Origin of the sequence: Rhodococcus sp. RS1C4 (assembly GCF_002258225.1) — a bacterium.
Taxonomy (GTDB): domain Bacteria; phylum Actinomycetota; class Actinomycetes; order Mycobacteriales; family Mycobacteriaceae; genus Rhodococcoides; species Rhodococcoides fascians_E.
Genome location: NZ_NOXZ01000007.1, coordinates 34937 through 53011, shown reverse-complemented (window position 1 = coordinate 53011; position 18075 = coordinate 34937). Strand labels below are relative to the sequence as shown.

Annotated in this window: 25 protein-coding genes and 1 tRNA gene; 18 read left to right on the top strand and 8 right to left on the bottom strand. The window is 63.4% G+C overall.

What is annotated here, in order from left to right; translation table 11 throughout:
* The first annotated feature begins 555 nt into the window (after positions 1-555).
* Entirely contained in the window at positions 556-1254 is a 699-nt protein-coding gene (locus CH289_RS01780) for an MspA family porin (protein ID WP_020111423.1), read from the top strand.
* A 169-nt stretch (positions 1255-1423) separates the two neighbouring features.
* Positions 1424-1849 (top strand): hypothetical protein, encoded by a 426-nt coding sequence (locus tag CH289_RS01775; protein ID WP_020111422.1) that lies wholly within the window; start codon positions 1424-1426, stop codon positions 1847-1849.
* 152 nt (positions 1850-2001) lie between these two features.
* Here CH289_RS01775 and mscL read toward each other — a convergent pair whose 3' ends face one another.
* Positions 2002-2481 (bottom strand): large conductance mechanosensitive channel protein MscL, encoded by a 480-nt coding sequence (gene mscL / locus CH289_RS01770; RefSeq protein ID WP_020111421.1) that lies wholly within the window; start codon positions 2479-2481, stop codon positions 2002-2004.
* A gap of 274 nt (positions 2482-2755) precedes the next feature.
* Here mscL and CH289_RS01765 point away from each other — a divergent pair, with 274 nt between their 5' ends.
* The 3 genes from CH289_RS01765 to CH289_RS01755 all read left to right on the top strand — a co-directional run bounded on the left by CH289_RS01765 (position 2756) and on the right by CH289_RS01755 (position 4856).
* Entirely contained in the window at positions 2756-3424 is a 669-nt protein-coding gene (locus CH289_RS01765; RefSeq protein WP_020111420.1) for an MspA family porin, read from the top strand.
* A 43-nt stretch (positions 3425-3467) separates the two neighbouring features.
* A complete protein-coding gene (locus CH289_RS01760) occupies positions 3468-4196 on the top strand; it encodes an MspA family porin (RefSeq protein WP_094727107.1) in 729 nt (242 codons plus the stop codon).
* 135 nt (positions 4197-4331) lie between these two features.
* The gene (locus CH289_RS01755) at positions 4332-4856 is read left to right on the top strand and encodes a hotdog family protein (protein WP_020111418.1); all 525 of its coding nucleotides are present in this window, start codon (positions 4332-4334) and stop codon (positions 4854-4856) included.
* A 7-nt stretch (positions 4857-4863) separates the two neighbouring features.
* Here CH289_RS01755 and CH289_RS01750 read toward each other — a convergent pair whose 3' ends face one another.
* The 3 genes from CH289_RS01750 to CH289_RS01740 all read right to left on the bottom strand — a co-directional run bounded on the left by CH289_RS01750 (position 4864) and on the right by CH289_RS01740 (position 6675).
* Positions 4864-5577, bottom strand: coding sequence for an SAF domain-containing protein (locus tag CH289_RS01750; RefSeq protein ID WP_020111417.1), 714 nt, complete (start codon positions 5575-5577; stop codon positions 4864-4866).
* A gap of 81 nt (positions 5578-5658) precedes the next feature.
* Positions 5659-5988 (bottom strand): FmdB family zinc ribbon protein, encoded by a 330-nt coding sequence (locus CH289_RS01745; protein ID WP_027498745.1) that lies wholly within the window; start codon positions 5986-5988, stop codon positions 5659-5661.
* Between the two features lie 90 nt (positions 5989-6078).
* Positions 6079-6675: a 5-formyltetrahydrofolate cyclo-ligase gene (locus tag CH289_RS01740; protein ID WP_179276705.1), complete on the bottom strand. Its 597-nt coding sequence runs from the start codon at positions 6673-6675 to the stop codon at positions 6079-6081.
* An 81-nt stretch (positions 6676-6756) separates the two neighbouring features.
* Between CH289_RS01740 and CH289_RS01735 the strand changes: the two genes are divergently transcribed.
* From CH289_RS01735 to CH289_RS28140, 9 genes are all read left to right on the top strand, one after another.
* The gene (locus CH289_RS01735; RefSeq protein WP_019664512.1) at positions 6757-7698 is read left to right on the top strand and encodes a UTP--glucose-1-phosphate uridylyltransferase; all 942 of its coding nucleotides are present in this window, start codon (positions 6757-6759) and stop codon (positions 7696-7698) included.
* Positions 7699-7732: 34 nt separating this feature from the next.
* Complete coding sequence (glp, locus tag CH289_RS01730; protein ID WP_020111413.1) at positions 7733-8992, top strand: molybdotransferase-like divisome protein Glp; 1260 nt, start codon at positions 7733-7735, stop codon at positions 8990-8992.
* A 71-nt stretch (positions 8993-9063) separates the two neighbouring features.
* A complete protein-coding gene (locus tag CH289_RS01725; protein ID WP_019664514.1) occupies positions 9064-9711 on the top strand; it encodes a GNAT family N-acetyltransferase in 648 nt (215 codons plus the stop codon).
* A 150-nt stretch (positions 9712-9861) separates the two neighbouring features.
* Entirely contained in the window at positions 9862-10686 is an 825-nt protein-coding gene (sepX, locus tag CH289_RS01720) for a divisome protein SepX/GlpR (RefSeq protein ID WP_019664515.1), read from the top strand.
* A gap of 52 nt (positions 10687-10738) precedes the next feature.
* Positions 10739-10814, top strand: a tRNA-Ala gene (locus CH289_RS01715).
* A 567-nt stretch (positions 10815-11381) separates the two neighbouring features.
* Positions 11382-11837, top strand: coding sequence for a GyrI-like domain-containing protein (locus CH289_RS01710; RefSeq protein ID WP_019664517.1), 456 nt, complete (start codon positions 11382-11384; stop codon positions 11835-11837).
* Positions 11838-11881: 44 nt separating this feature from the next.
* Positions 11882-12268 (top strand): effector binding domain-containing protein, encoded by a 387-nt coding sequence (locus CH289_RS01705; protein WP_231383814.1) that lies wholly within the window; start codon positions 11882-11884, stop codon positions 12266-12268.
* A 194-nt stretch (positions 12269-12462) separates the two neighbouring features.
* Positions 12463-13140, top strand: a complete 678-nt coding sequence (locus tag CH289_RS01700) for a ScbR family autoregulator-binding transcription factor (RefSeq protein ID WP_026347686.1) — start codon at positions 12463-12465, stop codon at positions 13138-13140.
* 43 nt (positions 13141-13183) lie between these two features.
* Positions 13184-13357 (top strand): hypothetical protein, encoded by a 174-nt coding sequence (locus tag CH289_RS28140; RefSeq protein ID WP_020111410.1) that lies wholly within the window; start codon positions 13184-13186, stop codon positions 13355-13357.
* On the opposite strand, the gene CH289_RS01695 is transcribed toward CH289_RS28140, so the two are convergent.
* Entirely contained in the window at positions 13354-14058 is a 705-nt protein-coding gene (locus tag CH289_RS01695; protein ID WP_094727105.1) for a ferredoxin reductase, read from the bottom strand. The two genes, CH289_RS28140 and CH289_RS01695, sit on opposite strands and share 4 nt — an antisense overlap.
* Positions 14055-14654, bottom strand: a complete 600-nt coding sequence (locus tag CH289_RS01690) for a sulfite oxidase-like oxidoreductase (RefSeq protein WP_037144685.1) — start codon at positions 14652-14654, stop codon at positions 14055-14057. The genes CH289_RS01695 and CH289_RS01690 overlap by 4 nt, the downstream gene beginning before the upstream one ends.
* Before the next feature lie 98 nt (positions 14655-14752).
* On the opposite strand from CH289_RS01690, the gene CH289_RS01685 reads away from it, so the two are divergent.
* On the top strand, positions 14753-15592 hold the full coding sequence (locus CH289_RS01685) for an SDR family oxidoreductase (RefSeq protein ID WP_094727102.1): 840 nt from the start codon (positions 14753-14755) through the stop codon (positions 15590-15592).
* Here the strand turns inward: CH289_RS01685 and soxR are convergent.
* Both soxR and arsC read right to left on the bottom strand, forming a co-directional pair.
* The gene (soxR, locus tag CH289_RS01680) at positions 15587-16045 is read right to left on the bottom strand and encodes a redox-sensitive transcriptional activator SoxR (RefSeq protein ID WP_020111406.1); all 459 of its coding nucleotides are present in this window, start codon (positions 16043-16045) and stop codon (positions 15587-15589) included. The two genes, CH289_RS01685 and soxR, sit on opposite strands and share 6 nt — an antisense overlap.
* Positions 16046-16064: 19 nt before the next feature.
* Positions 16065-16412 (bottom strand): arsenate reductase (glutaredoxin), encoded by a 348-nt coding sequence (gene arsC / locus CH289_RS01675; protein WP_027498741.1) that lies wholly within the window; start codon positions 16410-16412, stop codon positions 16065-16067.
* 54 nt (positions 16413-16466) lie between these two features.
* Here arsC and CH289_RS01670 point away from each other — a divergent pair, with 54 nt between their 5' ends.
* The 3 genes from CH289_RS01670 (at position 16467) to CH289_RS01660 (ending at position 18008) form a co-directional block, all read left to right on the top strand.
* Positions 16467-17132, top strand: coding sequence for an NAD(P)-binding oxidoreductase (locus CH289_RS01670; RefSeq protein WP_179276704.1), 666 nt, complete (start codon positions 16467-16469; stop codon positions 17130-17132).
* A 29-nt stretch (positions 17133-17161) separates the two neighbouring features.
* On the top strand, positions 17162-17515 hold the full coding sequence (locus tag CH289_RS01665; protein WP_019664527.1) for a GntR family transcriptional regulator: 354 nt from the start codon (positions 17162-17164) through the stop codon (positions 17513-17515).
* A 61-nt stretch (positions 17516-17576) separates the two neighbouring features.
* Entirely contained in the window at positions 17577-18008 is a 432-nt protein-coding gene (locus tag CH289_RS01660; protein ID WP_019664528.1) for a DoxX family protein, read from the top strand.
* The last annotated feature ends 67 nt before the right edge of the window (positions 18009-18075 follow it).

Below are 18075 nucleotides of genomic sequence, written 5' to 3'. Positions count from 1 at the left end.
GATGTGATCCACAACACATTTTTAGGTGTGAATCACAGTCCTGTTAGTAGTTCGTTTACGCGCCGTTAGCGTCGGCTCGTGTCCGACACGCACCGCTTGACTTCCAATCAGTGCGATTCGAAACCTCGCGCCCGGTGATCGGTCTCCGTCCGGGCGCTGCGTTACTCGAGCGTCTTCCCATATCAGCGGGTGTTTACGCCGCGGTGAGGTTTGTAACGGATCGACAACGGCGGCGATGGGTGTGACCGGGGTTACTGTCCGGTAGGGTGTGAAAACCGTTCACATGCTTGAAACACATCACGATTCGGGCATGTACGACGGGCAATCGTAGGGATTGTCACGATCCGGCAACTCCTCTAATGTTCCCCTCAGCTTCTGGCAGACCGGGTGCGAGCAACACGCTCCGGACGCGGCTGGCAGAACTGATATACGAACCTGATCCAAGGATCTAGTTCTGCTCGGGGAGTCGTAGCGTCGTTGCTGACGAGGAACCGAGGGTGAAAGCCACAAGCTTCCCGTGCGACTGCGCTGGGACTGAACATGATGAGGAAGTAAATGACGGAGATCCAGAAGCCGCGGCGTAGCCGTGGACTGAAGTCCATGGGCGCTGCAGTTGTTGCCGGCGCTTCGGTTGTCGGCCTGGTGCTCGGTACGGGTACCGCGTCCGCCGCTGTCGACAGCACCAACTCGGTTGTGGATGCCAACGGCAACCTCATCACCGTGACGCTGTCCGACACGTTCCTCAACAGCGTTCCTCCGCTGGACGGCAACCCGCTCACCCGTGAGTGGTTCGCCAACGGCGTTGCAGGCTGGGAAGTTACCGGACCTGACGCTGACGACTTCGAGGGCACCGTCGCCATCGGCTACCAGGTCGGCTACCCGGCCAGCCTCGGCGGATCCGTGACCTTTGGCTATGAGACCCCGAACTTCAGCATCGGGCTGAGTGCGGGACAGGGTGGTGGCGATCCGTCCACCACCGGTCAGAGCCTCAGCACCGGCAACCTCCTTCCCTCGCTCGGATTCTCCGCGGAAATTGCACCGGGACCCGGCATCGTCGACGCCACCGCAGCATCGGGCGAAATCCAGGGCACCAGCGGCGATGCTGCAGGCGCTTCGGGCACCATCCAGATCGCCAATGCTCACGGCACCGCGACCGGCATCCTCGGCAACGTCCGCGTTCGCCCGTACGTGTCGGTCACCAGCTCCACCGGTGACGTTGCTGTGACCTACGGCAACCCGTGGACTTTCAACTGATCTCGATCGGTTGAACCACTGTTTGACCCAGTGTTGACACACTGACATTACGATCGGGCCCGTCCGGAATCATCCGGGCGGGCCCGATCTGTGTTCTGACCCTTCCATCTTCGATAACGTGCGGCAGGTGCCGGTGTGCCTGCTCGGCACGAGAAATGGCTGATACCAAATGCGTTCCACTCTGATCTCCGCGGTTGCACTGACTGCGCTGGTCGCCCTTGCCGGATGTAGCAGTGAGAGCGACGATTCCGCGTCCGGAGCGAATGCCGATGCGTGCACCCAATTTGCGGCTGCACATGACGAGCTGACCGACTTGACTGCGGCCGGTCCCGTCGACGGTGACGCCGAGAAGTGGACGGCGGACAAGGATGCCGCGATCGCCAAGTTCGCACCCCTCGGGGACGTTGCCTCCGGTGACGTTCAGACGCAGCTGCAGACGTTGGTGACAGCACTTCCGGCGGACTCACTGGAACTTGCCGAGCCAGGAAGCGAATCCGGTCAGGCGTTCGTCGATAACTCTGCCGCTGTGGCATCCGCGTGTGAAAGCGACGGAACCACGATCACTCTTGCCGAGTTCCCGCTCCAGAAGTTCTGATCGCCCAGTTCAGAATGAAAATGGCCCCGGCGAATCGCCGGGGCCATTTGTCTTAGGTTCAAAGATTTCCGAACCGAAAGATTGTTTGAATTAAGAAAAGCACCTGATCCTACCGATTCGTCGGTAGAAGCAGGCGCTATTCCTCTCGCTTTTCAGGACTTGCTGTGTGCCCCACCGCTTGGCTCGTCGGTGTCGCCGATGGCTTCGCCGCTGCCGCCGGTGGTGTCCGCGGGTGTGGAGAGCTTACGGCCGACGTCGGTGCCGCCGGCGAGGATGTCGCGAATCTGGACGAGAACGTCGACGTCGCTCAGCTCCTTCTCGGGCTGGCTGACGAACCGCTTCTTGGCCGTGTTCACAGGCAAGATGAGGACGAAGTAGACGACAGCCGCGATGATGATGAAGTTGATGACTGCGGTCACCACTGCGCCGACATTGATGAAAGTCTCGGCGCTGGATGTGATTTGGAATCCCCAGCCGTACTCGTTGGAACCGCCGATGGCGGCCACGAGGGGATTGACGATGTTGGTGGTGAATGCCGTGACGATCGCAGTGAACGCAGCGCCGACGACAACCGCCACGGCGAGGTCCACGACGTTTCCTCGGAGCAGGAAGTCCTTGAATCCCTTGAGCATGAGCCCTCCTCATTTTCGATCGGACGTGCGCGTTGTGTACTGGGGCAAGACGTTAGTCGACCGAGATGCGGATCTGTCGGACGTCGCAAGTGATTGAAAGTGCGCGTATGTGAGGGTTACACACAAAAATCATTCGAAGTTGTTAATGACTACGGGCATTTCATCCCGTATCCTTCCCCAGGAATGAGTCTCGGTGATGTAAGTCGAGGCGGTCGGATTCGGCAGGAGTGGAGCCTGCGAAACGACTCGATGTGTTGCTTCAACGAGGGGAATTATGAACAAGTCTCGTTTCACGGCGCTGCGCCGAATCGGCCGAATCGCGGCGCTCGGTGCAGCCGCATCGATGGCCGTCGGACTGATGTCCACCGGGGTGGCCAATGCCGAAACCTTCGTGCCCCTCCCTAACGGCGAAAAGGTGGCAGGGCCCTACAAGATCGCCCACTTCGACGAGTCCGCCAAGGTTGCTCCGCAGATCGCCTTCAACGGGCTGAACCGGAACGCATGGGCCACCGGCACTGCGCTGTCGGAGGTCCCCGAGGGTGCAGAAGGCACCCTCAAGACCGGATATCTCGTCGGGTGCCAGTTGGACATGGAAGACCTCAACCTCGGTTTCGACCTCGGTGCAGGCATCGAAGGCGGCAACACCAACATCATCACGCTGTTCCCCAATCTGTTCCAGATCGGTGGCGAGGGCGAGACCACCAACAAGATCGAGGGCGGTCTGTCGTTCGAGGTTCCGCTGAAGGATCGCGAAGTTGCTGCGGTCGAGGTCGCCTCGAAGGACGTCAAGGGCCCCGTCACGGCGATTCAGTACCAGGACGTCGCGATCTCCGTGCAGAACTGCGGTGGGTACGCCCAGGCTCGCTCGTACACCACGCTCGAGCTGACCGGCGATTACCGATACAAGGGCACGCTCTACGGCCAGCCGTTCAGCCTCGGCTGACGCTCGAACGACTTCGCAGAACTTACGAGGGGAACAGACCAACGTGAAGAACAACAAGAGCGCAGCCGCACGCATCGCGGCGCTGGGCGCAGCAGGAGCCGTCGCACTCGGCTTCTGGTCGGCCGGCGCAGCCAACGCAGACACCTTCGTGCCGCTCTCGGACAACGAGATCTCGAAGACGCTCATCGACGGAACCGTCGTGACCATCAAGGGATTCGGCCAGAGCGGCCTGATATCGCCGTCCATGGGTGCTACCCCGACCCAGCGCAACGTGTGGGTCACCGGCAACTACACCGTCGAAACCTCCAACCCCGGTGGCGGTTCCATCGAACCGGGCTTCCTCGTCGGATGCCAGGTGGACTTCGCGGCCGGCATCAGCGGCGGCGTCGAAGGATCCTTCGGCCAGGGCAACACGATCAAGCTCGAGCCGGGTAAACCCCTGAGTTCACTCGAGATCAACCGCACGCAGCCGAACACGTACGACATCGGCGCAGGCGTCAACCTGGACCTGGCTCCCGGTCAGCTCAACGACATCAAACTGGTCGCTGACGAGACAAGCGCCAAGATCGACGGCGTCACCGTTGCCACGGACACGTCCAACAGCTTCGACTTCTCCGGCAACGGCGGCGGTTACACGTACGTCGACGAGACCCTCAGTGTCTCGGGCTGCGCAGGATTCGCTGAGGCGCGGTCCTACGTCAACGTCACCATCGACAACGACGCAGTGACGTCCACCGTGACGCTGTGGGGACAGCCCTTCAGCATCGGCTGATTCGTCGCATTTTCCGCTTCTGGCGGTGACGCATTTCGCGTCACCGCCAGAGGTGTTTTACCCGTCAGTAAGCAAAGTACTTGTGATTTTTAACAGAGTTAGTGCAAGGCGACCTCGCACGATAGGATCCCGGTTATGGGTCGTCACAGAGCAGGGGATGCTGCACCGTCACGTGACTGGATCGACGCTCAGATCGGCAAGCGGCACCGGCTGTCGCGGTTCCACGATCCGAGTATCGCGCTGGATGATCAGTCTGCGCTGCTCTGGCTGTTCCCGACGCGTGCCGACGTGGGGGATTACGCCCACCGGGACGAGGCGTACCGGAACCTCGGAACGTCCGCAGCCCTCAATGTCATGCGAAACGTCTTCGCCGACTTCGACTCCTACGTGCTCCACCTCTCGGACCAGCGCGTCGTGGAGCATCGGCCCATGCGCGCCGACGACGCGTTGCACAGTGACGTCTTCATCGAGACCTACGAGGCCGCCGACGGCGCCGACGTCTACGGGGTCCGCGTCGTCTTCACCGACACGATCGGCGCACTCGTGTTCACCGACCACGCCACGTTCGTCGGCAAGTTGGAGCCCCAGCAGGCCCCGATCCACGACGAAGAAGTGAAGCCTCCCGCGAAGACCGACCCGGGGCTTGCCGCCAGCAGCTGAGCGGGCCCTAGCGCAACGTCACCGTGAGCGAGCTGGTCAACGAGGCTCCGGCAACGGTCGTTGCATCGTTCGCTGACATGGCGATCAGCACCACACGGTCACTGCCGCGCTGCTGTGGTGTGTCGGCCGATACGAGAACGACGACGGCCTCCCTCGCCAGAATTCGGGGCGACCTGTCGTCGTCACTGTCGCCGACGGTCAGAACGTCGACGACATCTCCGGACCGCAATAGTTCGGTCACGCCGGGATCGCCCAGACGAACCGGAACCACTCGTGCGTTCGCCGACTCGGTGATGGCCTCGGCCAGGCGCGACGACAGCAAGCGCACATCGGTCAGCGGCTCACCGGCACGGATTGGGCCGGCCAGAGTACGCGCCGACGCGTCGTCGACGTCGGTGATCGCACCGTCCGGCACGGACGACGGTGCGTACTCACGAAGTTCCACGTCGTCGACCGTCAACTGGACTCCTGGCGTCAGATCCCGCGCGGCGACGACCACGACGACATGATCGTCGGCCGCCGCGTCGCGCGCGAACAGAGCCACAGCGCAGGCGGCGAGAACGCCCGCCGCAATGCGGCGGAGCAGAACAGCGTGCATCCAGGTCGGCCGAGCCGACAGGCGATCGAGCAGGGTGGCGTCGAGACGAGAGGACGCAGAGAGTTTCGACGGGTGCCGGCCGGAGGACCGGCGGCGATCACGGGAAGGCGGCATGTCGGTCACGCTAGCGACCGCGGAGTCCTACACCGACGAAAACAGGCTCCGGCTGTGGATGAAGCCGGAGCCTGTGGACAACTGGAAAAACTAGGAGCTGGCAGCAGCCTTCGACGGCGTGCTCGACGTGGTCGTGCTGGAGTTGGAGGACGAGGAATCGCTGGTAGACGACGTCTTGGTCTCCGTCTTGGTCGACGAGTCGCTCTTGGACTCGCCTGCGCTCTCGCTCACCGAGCTGGATCCGCCCCGGCTGTCGGTTCGGTAGAATCCGCTGCCCTTGAACACGATGCCGACAGAGTTGAACAGTTTGCGCAGCTTGCCCGAGCAGGCCGGGCACACCGTCAGGGAGTCGTCACTGAAGGACTGCACGATGTCGAATCGGTTGTCGCATTCGGTGCAGGCGTACGAATATGTGGGCATCGATGATCCTCCGCGCTGGTCCACTCCATCGGTGAAAGAGAGAGCATTGGCACTCTACAGTCATGACTGCCAACGAAGCCATTCGGCCGACTATTCCCCAGTGAGTTCCACCAGGCCTCCGTCCGGTGTCAGCGCGTGCGTCGAGCGACGATCGTGCGGTTCCTCGGGCAACTTATCCACCAGTTCCCCGTCGCGCACGATCGCGACGATCGGAACGCCTGGTTCGACGAAGTCCAGCGTCCTGTCGTAGAAACCGGCACCTCGGCCCAGCCGAACGCCCCGGAAATCGACGGCGAGAGCGGGCACGAACACCAACGAACACCGCGTCACGGACTCCGGGTTCAACACCGGACCGCTCGGTTCGAGCAATCCGTAGGGAGCCGCCCGAAGGCTGCCCCGACCTGTGTATTCTGCCCAGTGCAACGGCCCCGGTTCCCTCGCGACCGGGACCAGAACCTGGGGGGTTCGATGTAGAAGTTCGTCGAGCAGATCGAGTGAGCCCGGTTCACTCCCGACCGGCACGTACGCAGCCACGGCACTCGCTCCCCGCGCCGAATCAGCCGCGGCATGACAGAGTTTCCTGGATTCCTCGGCGTGAACTTCGGCGCTGAGAGCGCGACGAGAATTCAAGACATGACGTCGCCACGCGTCCTTGGACACAGGCGTCGGGAATTCACCATTCGTCATAAGTTTTCAGCTTAAGCACCAACGGGAAACAGCCATCACACGCGGAGCGAATCCGTAGCGAGCATGGATAGGGTAGGCAATATGACAGACGCGTCGACAGGTCCGGTACGGCATTTCAGAACGGCGATCGTTCCCGCCGCAGGAATGGGAACCCGATTCCTTCCTGCCACCAAAACGGTCCCGAAGGAATTGCTGCCCGTCGTCGATACGCCAGGAATCGAGCTGGTCGCCGGCGAGGCTGCCGACTCCGGCGCGCAGCGTCTGGTGATCGTGACATCGCCGGGTAAGGACGGCGTCGTCGCACACTTCGTCGAGGACCTCGTCCTGGAGACGAAGCTCGAAGCCAGCGGCAAGCTCAAGATGCTCGAAAAGGTTCGTGTGGCACCCGCGCTTCTCGACGTCCAGTCGGTCGTGCAGCAGGAGCCGCTCGGACTCGGCCACGCTGTCGCGTGCGCCGAGGAAGTGCTCGACGACGACGAGAGCGCCGTCGCAGTGCTGCTTCCCGACGACCTGGTGCTTCCTCGTGGCGTTCTCGACGTCATGTCGCGCGTCCGCGCCAAGCGCGGCGGCTCGGTGCTGTGCGCATTCGAGGTTCCCGAAGAGAACGTTTCCGCGTACGGCGTCTTCGAGGTCGAGAAGGTTCCCGACGCCGTCAACCCGAACGTGCTCAAGGTCACCGGCATGGTGGAGAAGCCCAACCGAGAAGACGCGCCGTCGCTGTTCGCTGCGGCGGGCCGCTACCTGCTGGACCGCGCGATCTTCGACGCACTCCGACGCATCGAGCCCGGTGCGGGCGGCGAACTTCAGCTGACCGACGCCATCGCCCTCCTCATCGAAGAAGGACACCCGGTCCACGTCGTCGTCCACCGCGGACCCCGACACGACCTCGGAAATCCCGGAGGATATCTCCGCGCTGCGGTTGACTTTGCTCTCGAACGTGATGATTACGGTCCGGCGTTGCGTGAGTGGCTGACCGAGCGTCTGAGTGACGACTGGGCGCCGCAGCTCACGAAGTACGAGTAGGCCCGCGAAGTGTGAAAATCGGAGGAAGGGCCAGATGCGCTCGGTTGAGGATCAGCAGACCCGCGTGACTGCTGCGGCAGTTGCACCGCGGCCTGTTCGGGTCGCGATCTCGGAAGCGCAGGGCCTGCTCTGCGCGGAGGAAGTCGTCACCGAGCGCCCCCTGCCCGGCTTCGACCAGGCGGCCATCGACGGTTACGCCGTCCGCAGCGTCGACGTCGCGCAGGCAGGCACGGACCTCCGCAACGAGGACGACGAGCGGATCGAACTCACCCTGCCCGTCGTGGGTGAGGTGAGCGCAGGGTCGCGTCAACCGATCCGATTGCAGCCACGGCAGGCCGTCCGCGTCGACACCGGCGCGCCGTTGCCGACGCTCGCCGACGCGGTGCTACCGCTCGACCGCACCGACGGCGGGCACGCACGGGTGAAGGTGTATCGCCCGGTGCGTTCGGGTGACTACGTCCGCAAGATCGGCGACGACGTGCAACCCGGCGACGTCGCCGTCCGCTCCGGAACCATCATCGGCGCTGCCCAGGTCGGCCTGCTCGCCGCCGTCGGACGCGACAAGGTGCTGGTCCATCCGCGCCCGAGGCTGTCCGTGATCTCGGTGGGCGGCGAACTCGTCGACACCGACCGGACGCCGGGGCCGGGGCAGGTCTACGACGTCAACTCTTATTCACTGGCCGCCGCGGCCCGAGACGCGGGTGCCGACGTCAACCGCGTCGGCATCGTCAGCACCGACCCGAAGCGACTGCGAGAAGTGGTCGAAGGTCAGCTGATCCGCTCGGAGATCGTCGTCATCGCCGGCGCGGTCGGTGGCGGTGCATCGGACTCGGTACGCGAAGCACTCTCGGACCTGGGCGATCTCGAAGTCGAACGTGTCGCCATGCACCCCGGATCGGTTCAGGGCTTCGGCCAGCTCGGACGGGACGAGGTCCCGACCTTCCTGCTGCCCGCGAACCCCGTCAGCGCGCTGGTGGTCTTCGAGGTGATGGTCCGGCCGCTCATTCGCATCGCGCTCGGACGCAGGCAGCCGATGCGCCGCACCGTCACCGCACGCACCGTCGCCCCCATCACGTCCATCGAGGATCGCAAGGGATTCCTGCGCGGACAGCTGATGCGCGACGAAGAAACCGGTGAATACCTCGTCCAGGCACTCGGGGGAGCGCCGGGAGCCTCGTCTCACCTTCTGGCGACCCTCGCCGAGGCCAACTGTCTGGTCGTCATCGACCCCGACGTCACCGAAATCCGCACCGGCGAAGAGGTCGACGTGTCCTTCCTGGCGCAGAGGGGATAGAGCTCGTGAGTGGAAATGCGTCCTGGGGGACGCATTTCCACTCACATACGCAGGGCGCCTAATATCGAAAAATGTCACGCACGTGGTCGAGCCACCCTGGGTGGCCGGCGAAGTTGGGTCCTCTGACGGTGTCGGCCGGAACGGTCACGCTCCGCCCGGTGCGGCTGCGTGACGGTGCATCCTGGAGTCGGACGAGGATTGCCGACCGTGCACACCTCGAGCCGTGGGAGCCCACAGGTGAAGGCGCATGGGTTGCGCGCCACCACATCTCCGCCTGGCCAGGCCTCGTGTCCGGTCTGAAGTCGGAGGCCCGCAAGGGCCACATGCTGCCGATGGCGATCGAGCTGAACGGCGATTTCTGCGGCCAGCTCACCGTCGGCAACATCGTCCGCGGGGCGCTCCGATCGGCGTGGATCGGATACTGGGTCGCCAAGGAAGTCAACGGCCACGGCGTCGCTACGGCGGCGTTGGCGCTGGGCCTGGACCATTGCTTCGGCCCCGTCGGCCTGCACCGAGTCGAAGCGACGGTGCGGCCGGAGAACCACGCGAGCCAGGCCGTGCTGCGCAACGTCGGGTTCCGCGAAGAGGGCTTGCTGAAGAACTACCTCGACGTCGACGGACGGTGGCGCGACCACGTTCTGGTGGCCATGACATCCACCGAGGTACAGGGGACGGTCGCGGATCGATTGGTACGGGCAGGCCGAGCTGCCTGGGCGTGAGCATCTCCGCTGACGGCTCGAGACTCGTGTGACTAAAGTGACGTGTGTGTAATTCGGGTCGGCGCGTCTCCGCGGTAAGGGCACCTCTTCCGCATAGCCTGATCCAGTCACCGATGTAACCGGATCTGCCTCGGAAGGAGAACGCGCGCGATGCCCAACTCGATCATCTGGATCGGTCTGGTCGCCATCTGGGTGTTCGTTCTGCTCCCGATGATGACGAGCAAGCGTCCTCGGATAATGCAGACATCCGACGTCGCCTTGGCCACCCGCGTACTCCATCGCGGCGGCACCAAGCGGACGGCACGCGGACCGGCAACCGGCCACGCCAGCGACCCGGACTGGCGGCCCGAATACGACGAGCGCGTATCCGCTCCGGCAAGCGTCGTCTTCGGGCGGCGTACCGAGCACACCGACCCATCCGGTCGCGAACACCCGAACACCCAGGCGGAGGACCGTATGGACACTCACGCAGATCCCGACATGGACGACACGGACGTCGCCGACGAGCGGGACTACGTTCCCAACCGCCGGGGGCGCGGCGGATTCGATCCCGAGGCCGACGCCATCGCGCGCGCCGCTCGGTACTCGTTCCGTCAGCGCGCAGTGCTCGGGTTGGTCTTCGCGGCCATCACCACCGGCGCGCTAGCCGTGATCCTCACGCCGATGCTGTGGTGGGCGTGCGGTCTGGCAGTGCTGTCGTTGGTCGGGTACCTCTACTACCTCCGCCGTCAGGTGCAGATCGAGCAGGAAATCCGTCGCCGACGCATGACTCGCATGGGCCGCTCCAGGCTCGGTGTCGAGTCTCGTACGGACGACGAGCTCAAACTGGTACCGCAGCGTCTGAAGCGACCGGGTGCCGTCGTCCTCGAAATCGACGACGAGGACCCGGAATTCGACCACCTGGACCACTACGACGAGCCGTTCCAACAGCAAGGTTCGATGGACGACGACATCCGACGCGCCTCGGGAGCATGACGCCTACGCGCCTTTGATATGGTTGCTCAGCGGTTCGCAAGGATCGCAAGAAGGGGCTGTGGCGCAGTTGGTAGCGCGTCTCGTTCGCATCGAGAAGGTCAGGGGTTCGATTCCCCTCAGCTCCACCAAAGATTCAGCTCCACCGAAAATTCAGATCCACCAGAGATGGTCGTACATACAAGATGAGGCTCGGCCCGGTTGTCCGGGCCGAGCCTCATTTGTTCGGTGCGTCTGGGATCAGTTGGAGGAACCAGCGCCCAGCAGGTCGATGATCGGGATGTCCGATGCGGAGCTTCCCGTGGTGCTGCCGGTGGAGAGAAGGCTGGAGATGAATGCTGCGAGATCCATGCGGTGAGCTCCTTGTACTGAAGGGGTGGTGTTCGCGAACGTCGGCACTCTCACCGACAAGGAGTATTGATACAGGATTCAATTCGGGTACGTCCACGGTTACGGAAGAAATTAATCCATCGCAGTCTGTTTTTGAGAGGTGTCACAAGCGGATGGTCTCGGCGGCGCCATCCGATCGTGATGAATTACTGGTCCATGGGCCGAGTCCGTCGTGATGGCGGGGAGATCGAACCGGTAGGCTTTGGCCGGAAAATGTTTCAATCAGTATCGATGGTCGACGTCTACTGGGGAAGCGTCACCCCGGTCGCGGGCTCGTTCGCCGCGGCCCCGAGGTAGTGGAGTGGTGTATGGCTTTCGAGATCGTCGACCTCGAAGAAACCTGGGTTGCCGGTCTTCCGGTCCGCAGCCCCAAGCGTGCGCTGGGGCGGTTGAACGACCCTGCTCTCGATCAGGCGTGGTCTTCCGTTCTGAAGCAGGACATCGGCGGCCCACTTGCCTCCGTCTACACGGATTTCGCTCCGGGCATCGGTTCGTACAACACTCAGATCGTCGGTTACCGGTGTTCGACTCTCGCTGAGGTCACGCGTGGGCATCTGGTCGCGCGTATTCCGGCCGCCAAGTACGCAAAATTCTCGTCCGTCGGTCATTTCCCCGACGTGATGGTCCGGTTGTGGCAGCAGATCGAGCACGCGGAAGAGCAGCACGAGATCACGCGGACGTTCACCGCCGATTACGAGTGTTATCCGCACGCCTACAAGATCGACCTCTATCTGTCGATCGAGCTGTCGGGTGCTCGGGCGTGAGTCATCGAGTGACCGCACGTAGCGCGGAGTTGTTCGGCGGCCTCGTGGCGCCCAGGATCACTCCGGGCGCCGAGGCCAGCACCAGTGAACTGTTCCGATATCTGCGCGAACGAATTCGCGATCAGCACCTGGAGCCCGTCGACATCAGCACCGTCTACGTCCCGGACGCGGCCGGTGATTACAACGCCGTGGTCGCGACACCGTTCGATTCTCCGTCGGACGTTCCCGTGGGTGATGTCTTCGTGTCCGTACCCAGTGGGGTGTATGCGGTATTCGTCCCCGATGGGGTAATTCAGGACCCGGTCGAGGACGTGTGGGCCCAGGTCGAAGACGCAACAGCAAATGGCGAGCTATTTCGTGCGTACAAAGAAGACATCGAAGTCGTTACAAAAACCGGCGAAGTGGAACTTTATATTTCGATAGTTATCTGATTCGTCCAAGGCGTCACTTACTCGTCACTCGTGGATCACAATAGTGATACATGTGAGGTTAGTATTGTCCTGCGCAACCGGACTGTCGGGTGGGTCGGCGAATTCGAGAAGACGGGTTCGGAGCATTCCTCGAGCGGTCTCAGCAGGGCGGCGTCGGTGTCATGAGTAGGCAACTGAGCAGGGGTGAGTAGTTCATGGTTAGGCAACTGAGGGCAGAAGCCACGCGTGCAGCCGCATTGCGTGCAGCCGCAGATCTCTTTCTCGAGGTCGGTCACGCAAATGCCACACTGAGTCAGGTGTCGGCGAAGTCCGGAGTGACCAAAGGCGCTCTGTATTTCCATTTCGCGTCCAAGGAAGAGCTCGCGCGCGCCATCGTCGACGAGGGCCATGAGCGCGTATCCACCGCCTGTGCAGGCCTCGTTGATTCGCGATCGCCCGCCCTCGAGTCGGTCATCGGTATCTCCTACTCAGTCCTCGAACTTGCCGCGTCGGATCCGTTGGTCCGTGTGATGTACCGCCTGCAGATGGAGATCGACGGCTCGGAGACGGCTCGCGGCAGCGTGTTCGGCACCTGGGGCAACATCTTCGAGCACCTCTTCGACCGGGCGATCGAGCACGGTGACGTGGCCGATCATCTGGATTCGTCCAACGCTGCGCTTCTCGTGTGCGAGATGCTGGCCGGCGTGTTGATGGTGTCCGAGGCTCAGTCGACGCTGGAAACCGCTCCGTCGCGGATGGAGAAGGTGTGGAACACCGTTCTGCCGTCCCTGGTACCGCCGAACAAGCTCGGGTACTTCCGCGAATTCGCGGCTCGCAGCCTGTCCAGTTTCGTTCCCGCTTCCGAGTTGGTGAACGAGTCCGTCCACGTCTGACACCTGCTTGCGGAGTCTCGGAACCAGGCGGACACTGTGTGACATGAACCACACAGCATTGACCGAGCATCGAATGTCCGACGCCGAGCTCCGCAAAGCAATCAAGACGCTGCAGAGCAGGGCCGACGACGCCCGCCACCGCGGAGACGAGGACGATGCAACGCGCATCGAGTCAACCGTTGCCGATTACCGTGAGGAAATGTCGAAGCGCCTCTAACCGAATCGTTCGGTTCTGATGCGCGGCGGTAGGTGGCCGTCCTGCACCAGGAGGTCCGCTGCCGCTTCGACGAATCCCGTCGGTCCACACACGAAGCACGACGGCGCGAACTCGGCGGGCCATCCGTCGACGACGAGATCGTCCGACGTGAGTCGGCCGACGCGGCCTCGGTAGCCCTCGGGAGCTTCCCTGGTGAAGCGGTATGCGACGTCGATTCCGCCGGGCATCGCGCGAAGTTCGGAGGCGTACAGGATCTCCGCGGGTGTCCGGACCGAATAGATGAGGCGGAAGGGAGTCTTGCGTTCGGCCGTCCTGCGCGCGCGGAGCATCGACATCAGAGGAACGACGCCGGAGCCACCTGCGAGGAGCAGCACCGGGGCTGGGTCGGATTCGTTCCAGACGAACCATCCGCCGATCGGGCCGCGCATTTCGACCTGCTCGCCGACCTCGAGGACTCCGGTGAGATACGGCGACACCTCGCCGTCGTCGACGGTCTGCACGGTGAGCGCGACGGTCGTGCCGTCCGTAGGAGTTGCTATCGAGTAACTACGCTGCGCCGAGTAACCGTCCTCCGCGGTGAGGCGCACGTCGACGTGCTGCCCCGGCATGTGGCCCGGCCAGTCCGGAATGTCGAAGACGAGGGTCTCGGCGGTCGAGGTTTCCCTGATCTTCGCGACGAGTGTTGCAACCAGCCAGTTCAATCTCCCTGATACCTCTGCTCCTGCCACGGATCGCCGTAGTCGTGATATCCGTTGCGTTCCCAGAATCCGGGCTCGTCGCGCATGAGCAAGGTCAGCTTCTCGATCCACTTGGCCGATTTCCAGAAGTACAGGCCCGGAACCAGCAGGCGGGCGGGCCCACCGTGCTCGGGGTGCAACGGCTTTCCGTCGTATTCGTATACGAGCCAAGCTTTTCCGTTACGCAGTTCACCGAGCGGGAGGTTGGTGGTGTACCCGTCGCGCCCATGGGCCATCACGTGGGTTGCGGTGGTCTCGATTCCGTCCAGCACCGTGTCGAGTGACACCCCGCGCCACCGAGTGTCCAACTTGGACCACTTGGTGACGCAGTGGATGTCCACCGTCGGCTTCTCGGCGGGCAGAGCGCGCACCTCGTTCCACGTCCAACGATGTTTCTCGCCGCGCTCGGTGACGACCGTGAACTCCCAGCCCTCGGTACGAACGCGAGGTGTCGGCCCGGCGGACAGAACCGGGAAATCGTCGGTTCGGTACTGGCCGGGCGGGATACGGGACGAGTCGCCTCTGTTCTTGCCGACGAATCCCCTCGACACAATTGCCATCGGCCCAGTCTCCTCCGTCGACACCACCAGCGACAACCGGACAGGCGCGTAGGGTGCGAAGGACACATTCTTCGAGTTCGTGGGGGACGAGACACACGATGACCATCAAGGATCTGCGAGGAAAGAGGACGCTCGTCACGGGGGCGGGCAGCGGGATCGGGCGTGCCACGGCCATCGCGGCGTCCAGGGCAGGCGCCAAGCTGTATCTCACCGACATCAACGAGGTGGGATTGAAGGAGACCGTTGCGGCGGTCGGCTCGTCGGTCGAGATGCACGCGGCCTTCGACGTCTCGGATTACGAGGCAGTGACGTCGTTCGCGTCCACGGTGCACGAGTCCGTCGACAGCCTCGACATCGTCATGAACGTCGCGGGAATCTCGGCGTGGGGAACGGTGGAGAACCTCGAGCATCGGCACTGGAAGTCGATGATCGACGTCAACCTCATGGGCCCGATCCACGTCATGGAGAACTTTCTTCCCGCGATGGTCAAGGCAGGTCGCGGAGGTCACCTCGTCAACGTCTCGTCCGCGGCGGGCCTGATTCCATTGCCGTGGCACGCCGCCTACAGCGCCAGCAAATACGGTCTCCGCGGTGCGTCGGAAGTCCTGCGCTACGACCTCAAGCGGCACGGCATCGGCGTCAGCCTCGTCGTACCGGGTGGGGTCAAGACCGGCCTGGTGAACACCGTGGAGATCGCAGGCGTCGACCGCGACGATCCGCGGGTGCAGAAGCTGCAGCATCGCTTCGAGAAACGAGCTGTCGAACCCGACGTGGTGGCTGACGCGATCATCACGGGAATCGTCAAGAACCGCTATCTTGTTTACTCGTCCAACGACATCCGCTTCGGATACTGGTGGGCTCGAAAGTTCGCGCTGCCCTACGAGTTCGTGCTTCAGAAGGCCAACGACCAGTTCGGGAAACTGCTGAAGAAGTCATAGGTCGACGTCCAGTCGCCGTGCGCCGGGTCCGCTGTCGGCCAACTCGTCGCCCGGATTGGCCAGCGCGCAACTGGAGAGCGACAGGCATCCGCACCCGATGCAGCCCGTCAGGTCGTCCCGAAGCCTGACGAGTTGCTCGATGCGACGGTCCAGGTCGGCATGCCAGTGGCCCGAGAGCTTGGCCCAGTCGCGTTTGGTGGGTGTCCGCTCCTCCGGGAGGTCGGCCAACGCGTCGCGAATGCGTGAGAGCGGAATGCCGACCTTCTGCGAGATGCGAATGAACGCAACGCGCCGCAGAGTGTCGCGGTGGTAGCGCCGTTGGTTCCCCGACGTGCGCCGGCTGGTGATGAGGCCCTGCTTCTCGTAGAAGTGCAAGGCCGACACCGCAACTCCGCTGCGTTCGGACAGTTGGCCTGGGCTGAGCTCGCGCACTTTCCAATCGGGCATCGGCATACCTCGACATTACTTGCGCTTACAGAACCTCGTGCACCTTATCGGCCGGCCTCGCGAGCACGGTGCCCTTGTCCGTCACGACGATCGGGCGTTCGATGAGGATCGGGTGTTCGACCATTGCCGCGATCAGACCGTCCTCGGATGCGTCCTTCAGCCCCAGTTCCTTGTACAGCGCTTCCTTTCGACGGATTGCCTGGGCGGCCGTCAGGCCCGCGTCGTCGAGCAGTTTGCGCAGTCCGTCCTTGGTGGGCGGGGTTTCGAGGTATTTCACGACGGTCGGCTCGATCCCCGCCTCCTGGATAGCTTTCAACACGGTGCGCGAGGTGTTGCATCGGGGATTGTGGTAGATGGTCGCAGTCGAAGTCATGGACATAGATAGTGCCACTGTTTGTGGTCCGAGCCGGTCGGGTAGTCGAGTGCAATGACTGATCGACGAGTAGTGATCGCAGGCGGACACGGCAAGATCGCGCAGCACCTGATTCAGGTTCTCACGGCACAGGGCGACCGAGCGGTGGCGTTGATTCGAAACCCGCACCACGTCGACGCTGTGACGGCGCTGGGCGCACTCCCCGAGGTGGTGGACCTCGAGAACGCATCCGTCGAGGACGTCGCTGCCCTGTTGCACGACGCCGATGCCGTGGTCTTCGCGGCGGGAGCCGGGCCATCCGGTGGCGTCGAGCGCAAGGACACCGTCGACCGCGCGGCATCGGTGCTGCTGGCCGACGCTGCCGAGAAGGCCGGTGTTGCACGGTTCGTACAGATCAGCTCGTTCGGATCGGGTGAGCCGGTTGCGGACGACGCCGAGGACACGTGGAAGGCGTACATCGCGGCCAAGACGGCGGCCGAGGAAGATCTGAAGTCCAGGCAGAAGCTGGACTGGACGATTCTGCGCCCCGGGGGATTGACGGACGACGACCCGTCGGGCCATGTCACGCTGACCGCGCCGCCGCTGGAGCGCGGGACGGTGCCGCGCGCCGATGTCGCGGCCGTCATCGCAGCGTTGATCGACACCCCGGCCACCGCGGGCAAGACCTTGATGTTGACGTCGGGCGATGTCACCGTGGAGGACGCTGTCTCCGCGGTGTGACCGCGTGAGTGCGTGATAGAAAGTCCTGCATGCGCATCCACGTCGACCCGGCGTCCGGGACCCCGTTGTTCGAGCAGGTGAGGTCGGGGATTCTCGATCTGGTGCGGAGCGGTGAACTGGTCGCGGAGACCAAGATTCCGACGGTGCGTGGTCTGGCCGAGGAGTTGTCGATCGCGCCGCACACCGTCGCGAAGGCGTACAAGGAACTCGAGGCGCAGGGCGTCATCTCCGCCCGTGGGCGTCTGGGGACGTTCATCGCGTCGGGCGGGGATCCGACGGAGGACAACGCGGCGCGCGCAGCGCGGAAGTACGTCACCGAGTTGCGCGCCCTCGGATTGTCCGACGAGAAGATCCGGGGACATGTCGACACAGCACTAAGTTGACGCTTCAACATAACTGTGTCAGGGTAGTCCGGTTCCCATTGCCGTGCCCGAAGGATCTGACATGAACTCGACCATCTTCCGCGACATTGCGACCCTCGTTGCCCGAATCGGACTGGGCATCGTGTTCATCGCCCACGGGTGGCAGAAACTCAACACCAACGGACTCGACGCGACCAAGGCCGGTTTCGAAGGCATGGGCGTCCCGCTGCCCGCAGCCTCCGCGTACTTCGCAACCTTCGTCGAACTCATCGGCGGTGTCGCGCTGGTGGTGGGCATCTTCACCCCGATCATCGGCATCCTGCTGTTCCTCGACATGCTCGGCGCATTCCTGTTCGTGCACTACGACCTGGGTGTATTCGTGTCCGAGGGCGGCTACGAGCTCGTCCTGGCACTCGGCGTCGGCGCCCTGCTGATCGCCGCGACCGGAGCCGGACGCTTCAGCCTCGACGCAGCCACCGGCGGCCGAACCAGCTTCGCGAAAGCGCGCGCCTGACACGTCGCTCGACCCGGAACCCTGGCACCTACTCGGAAATTCGCCACGCCACCACGGTGATAGTGCT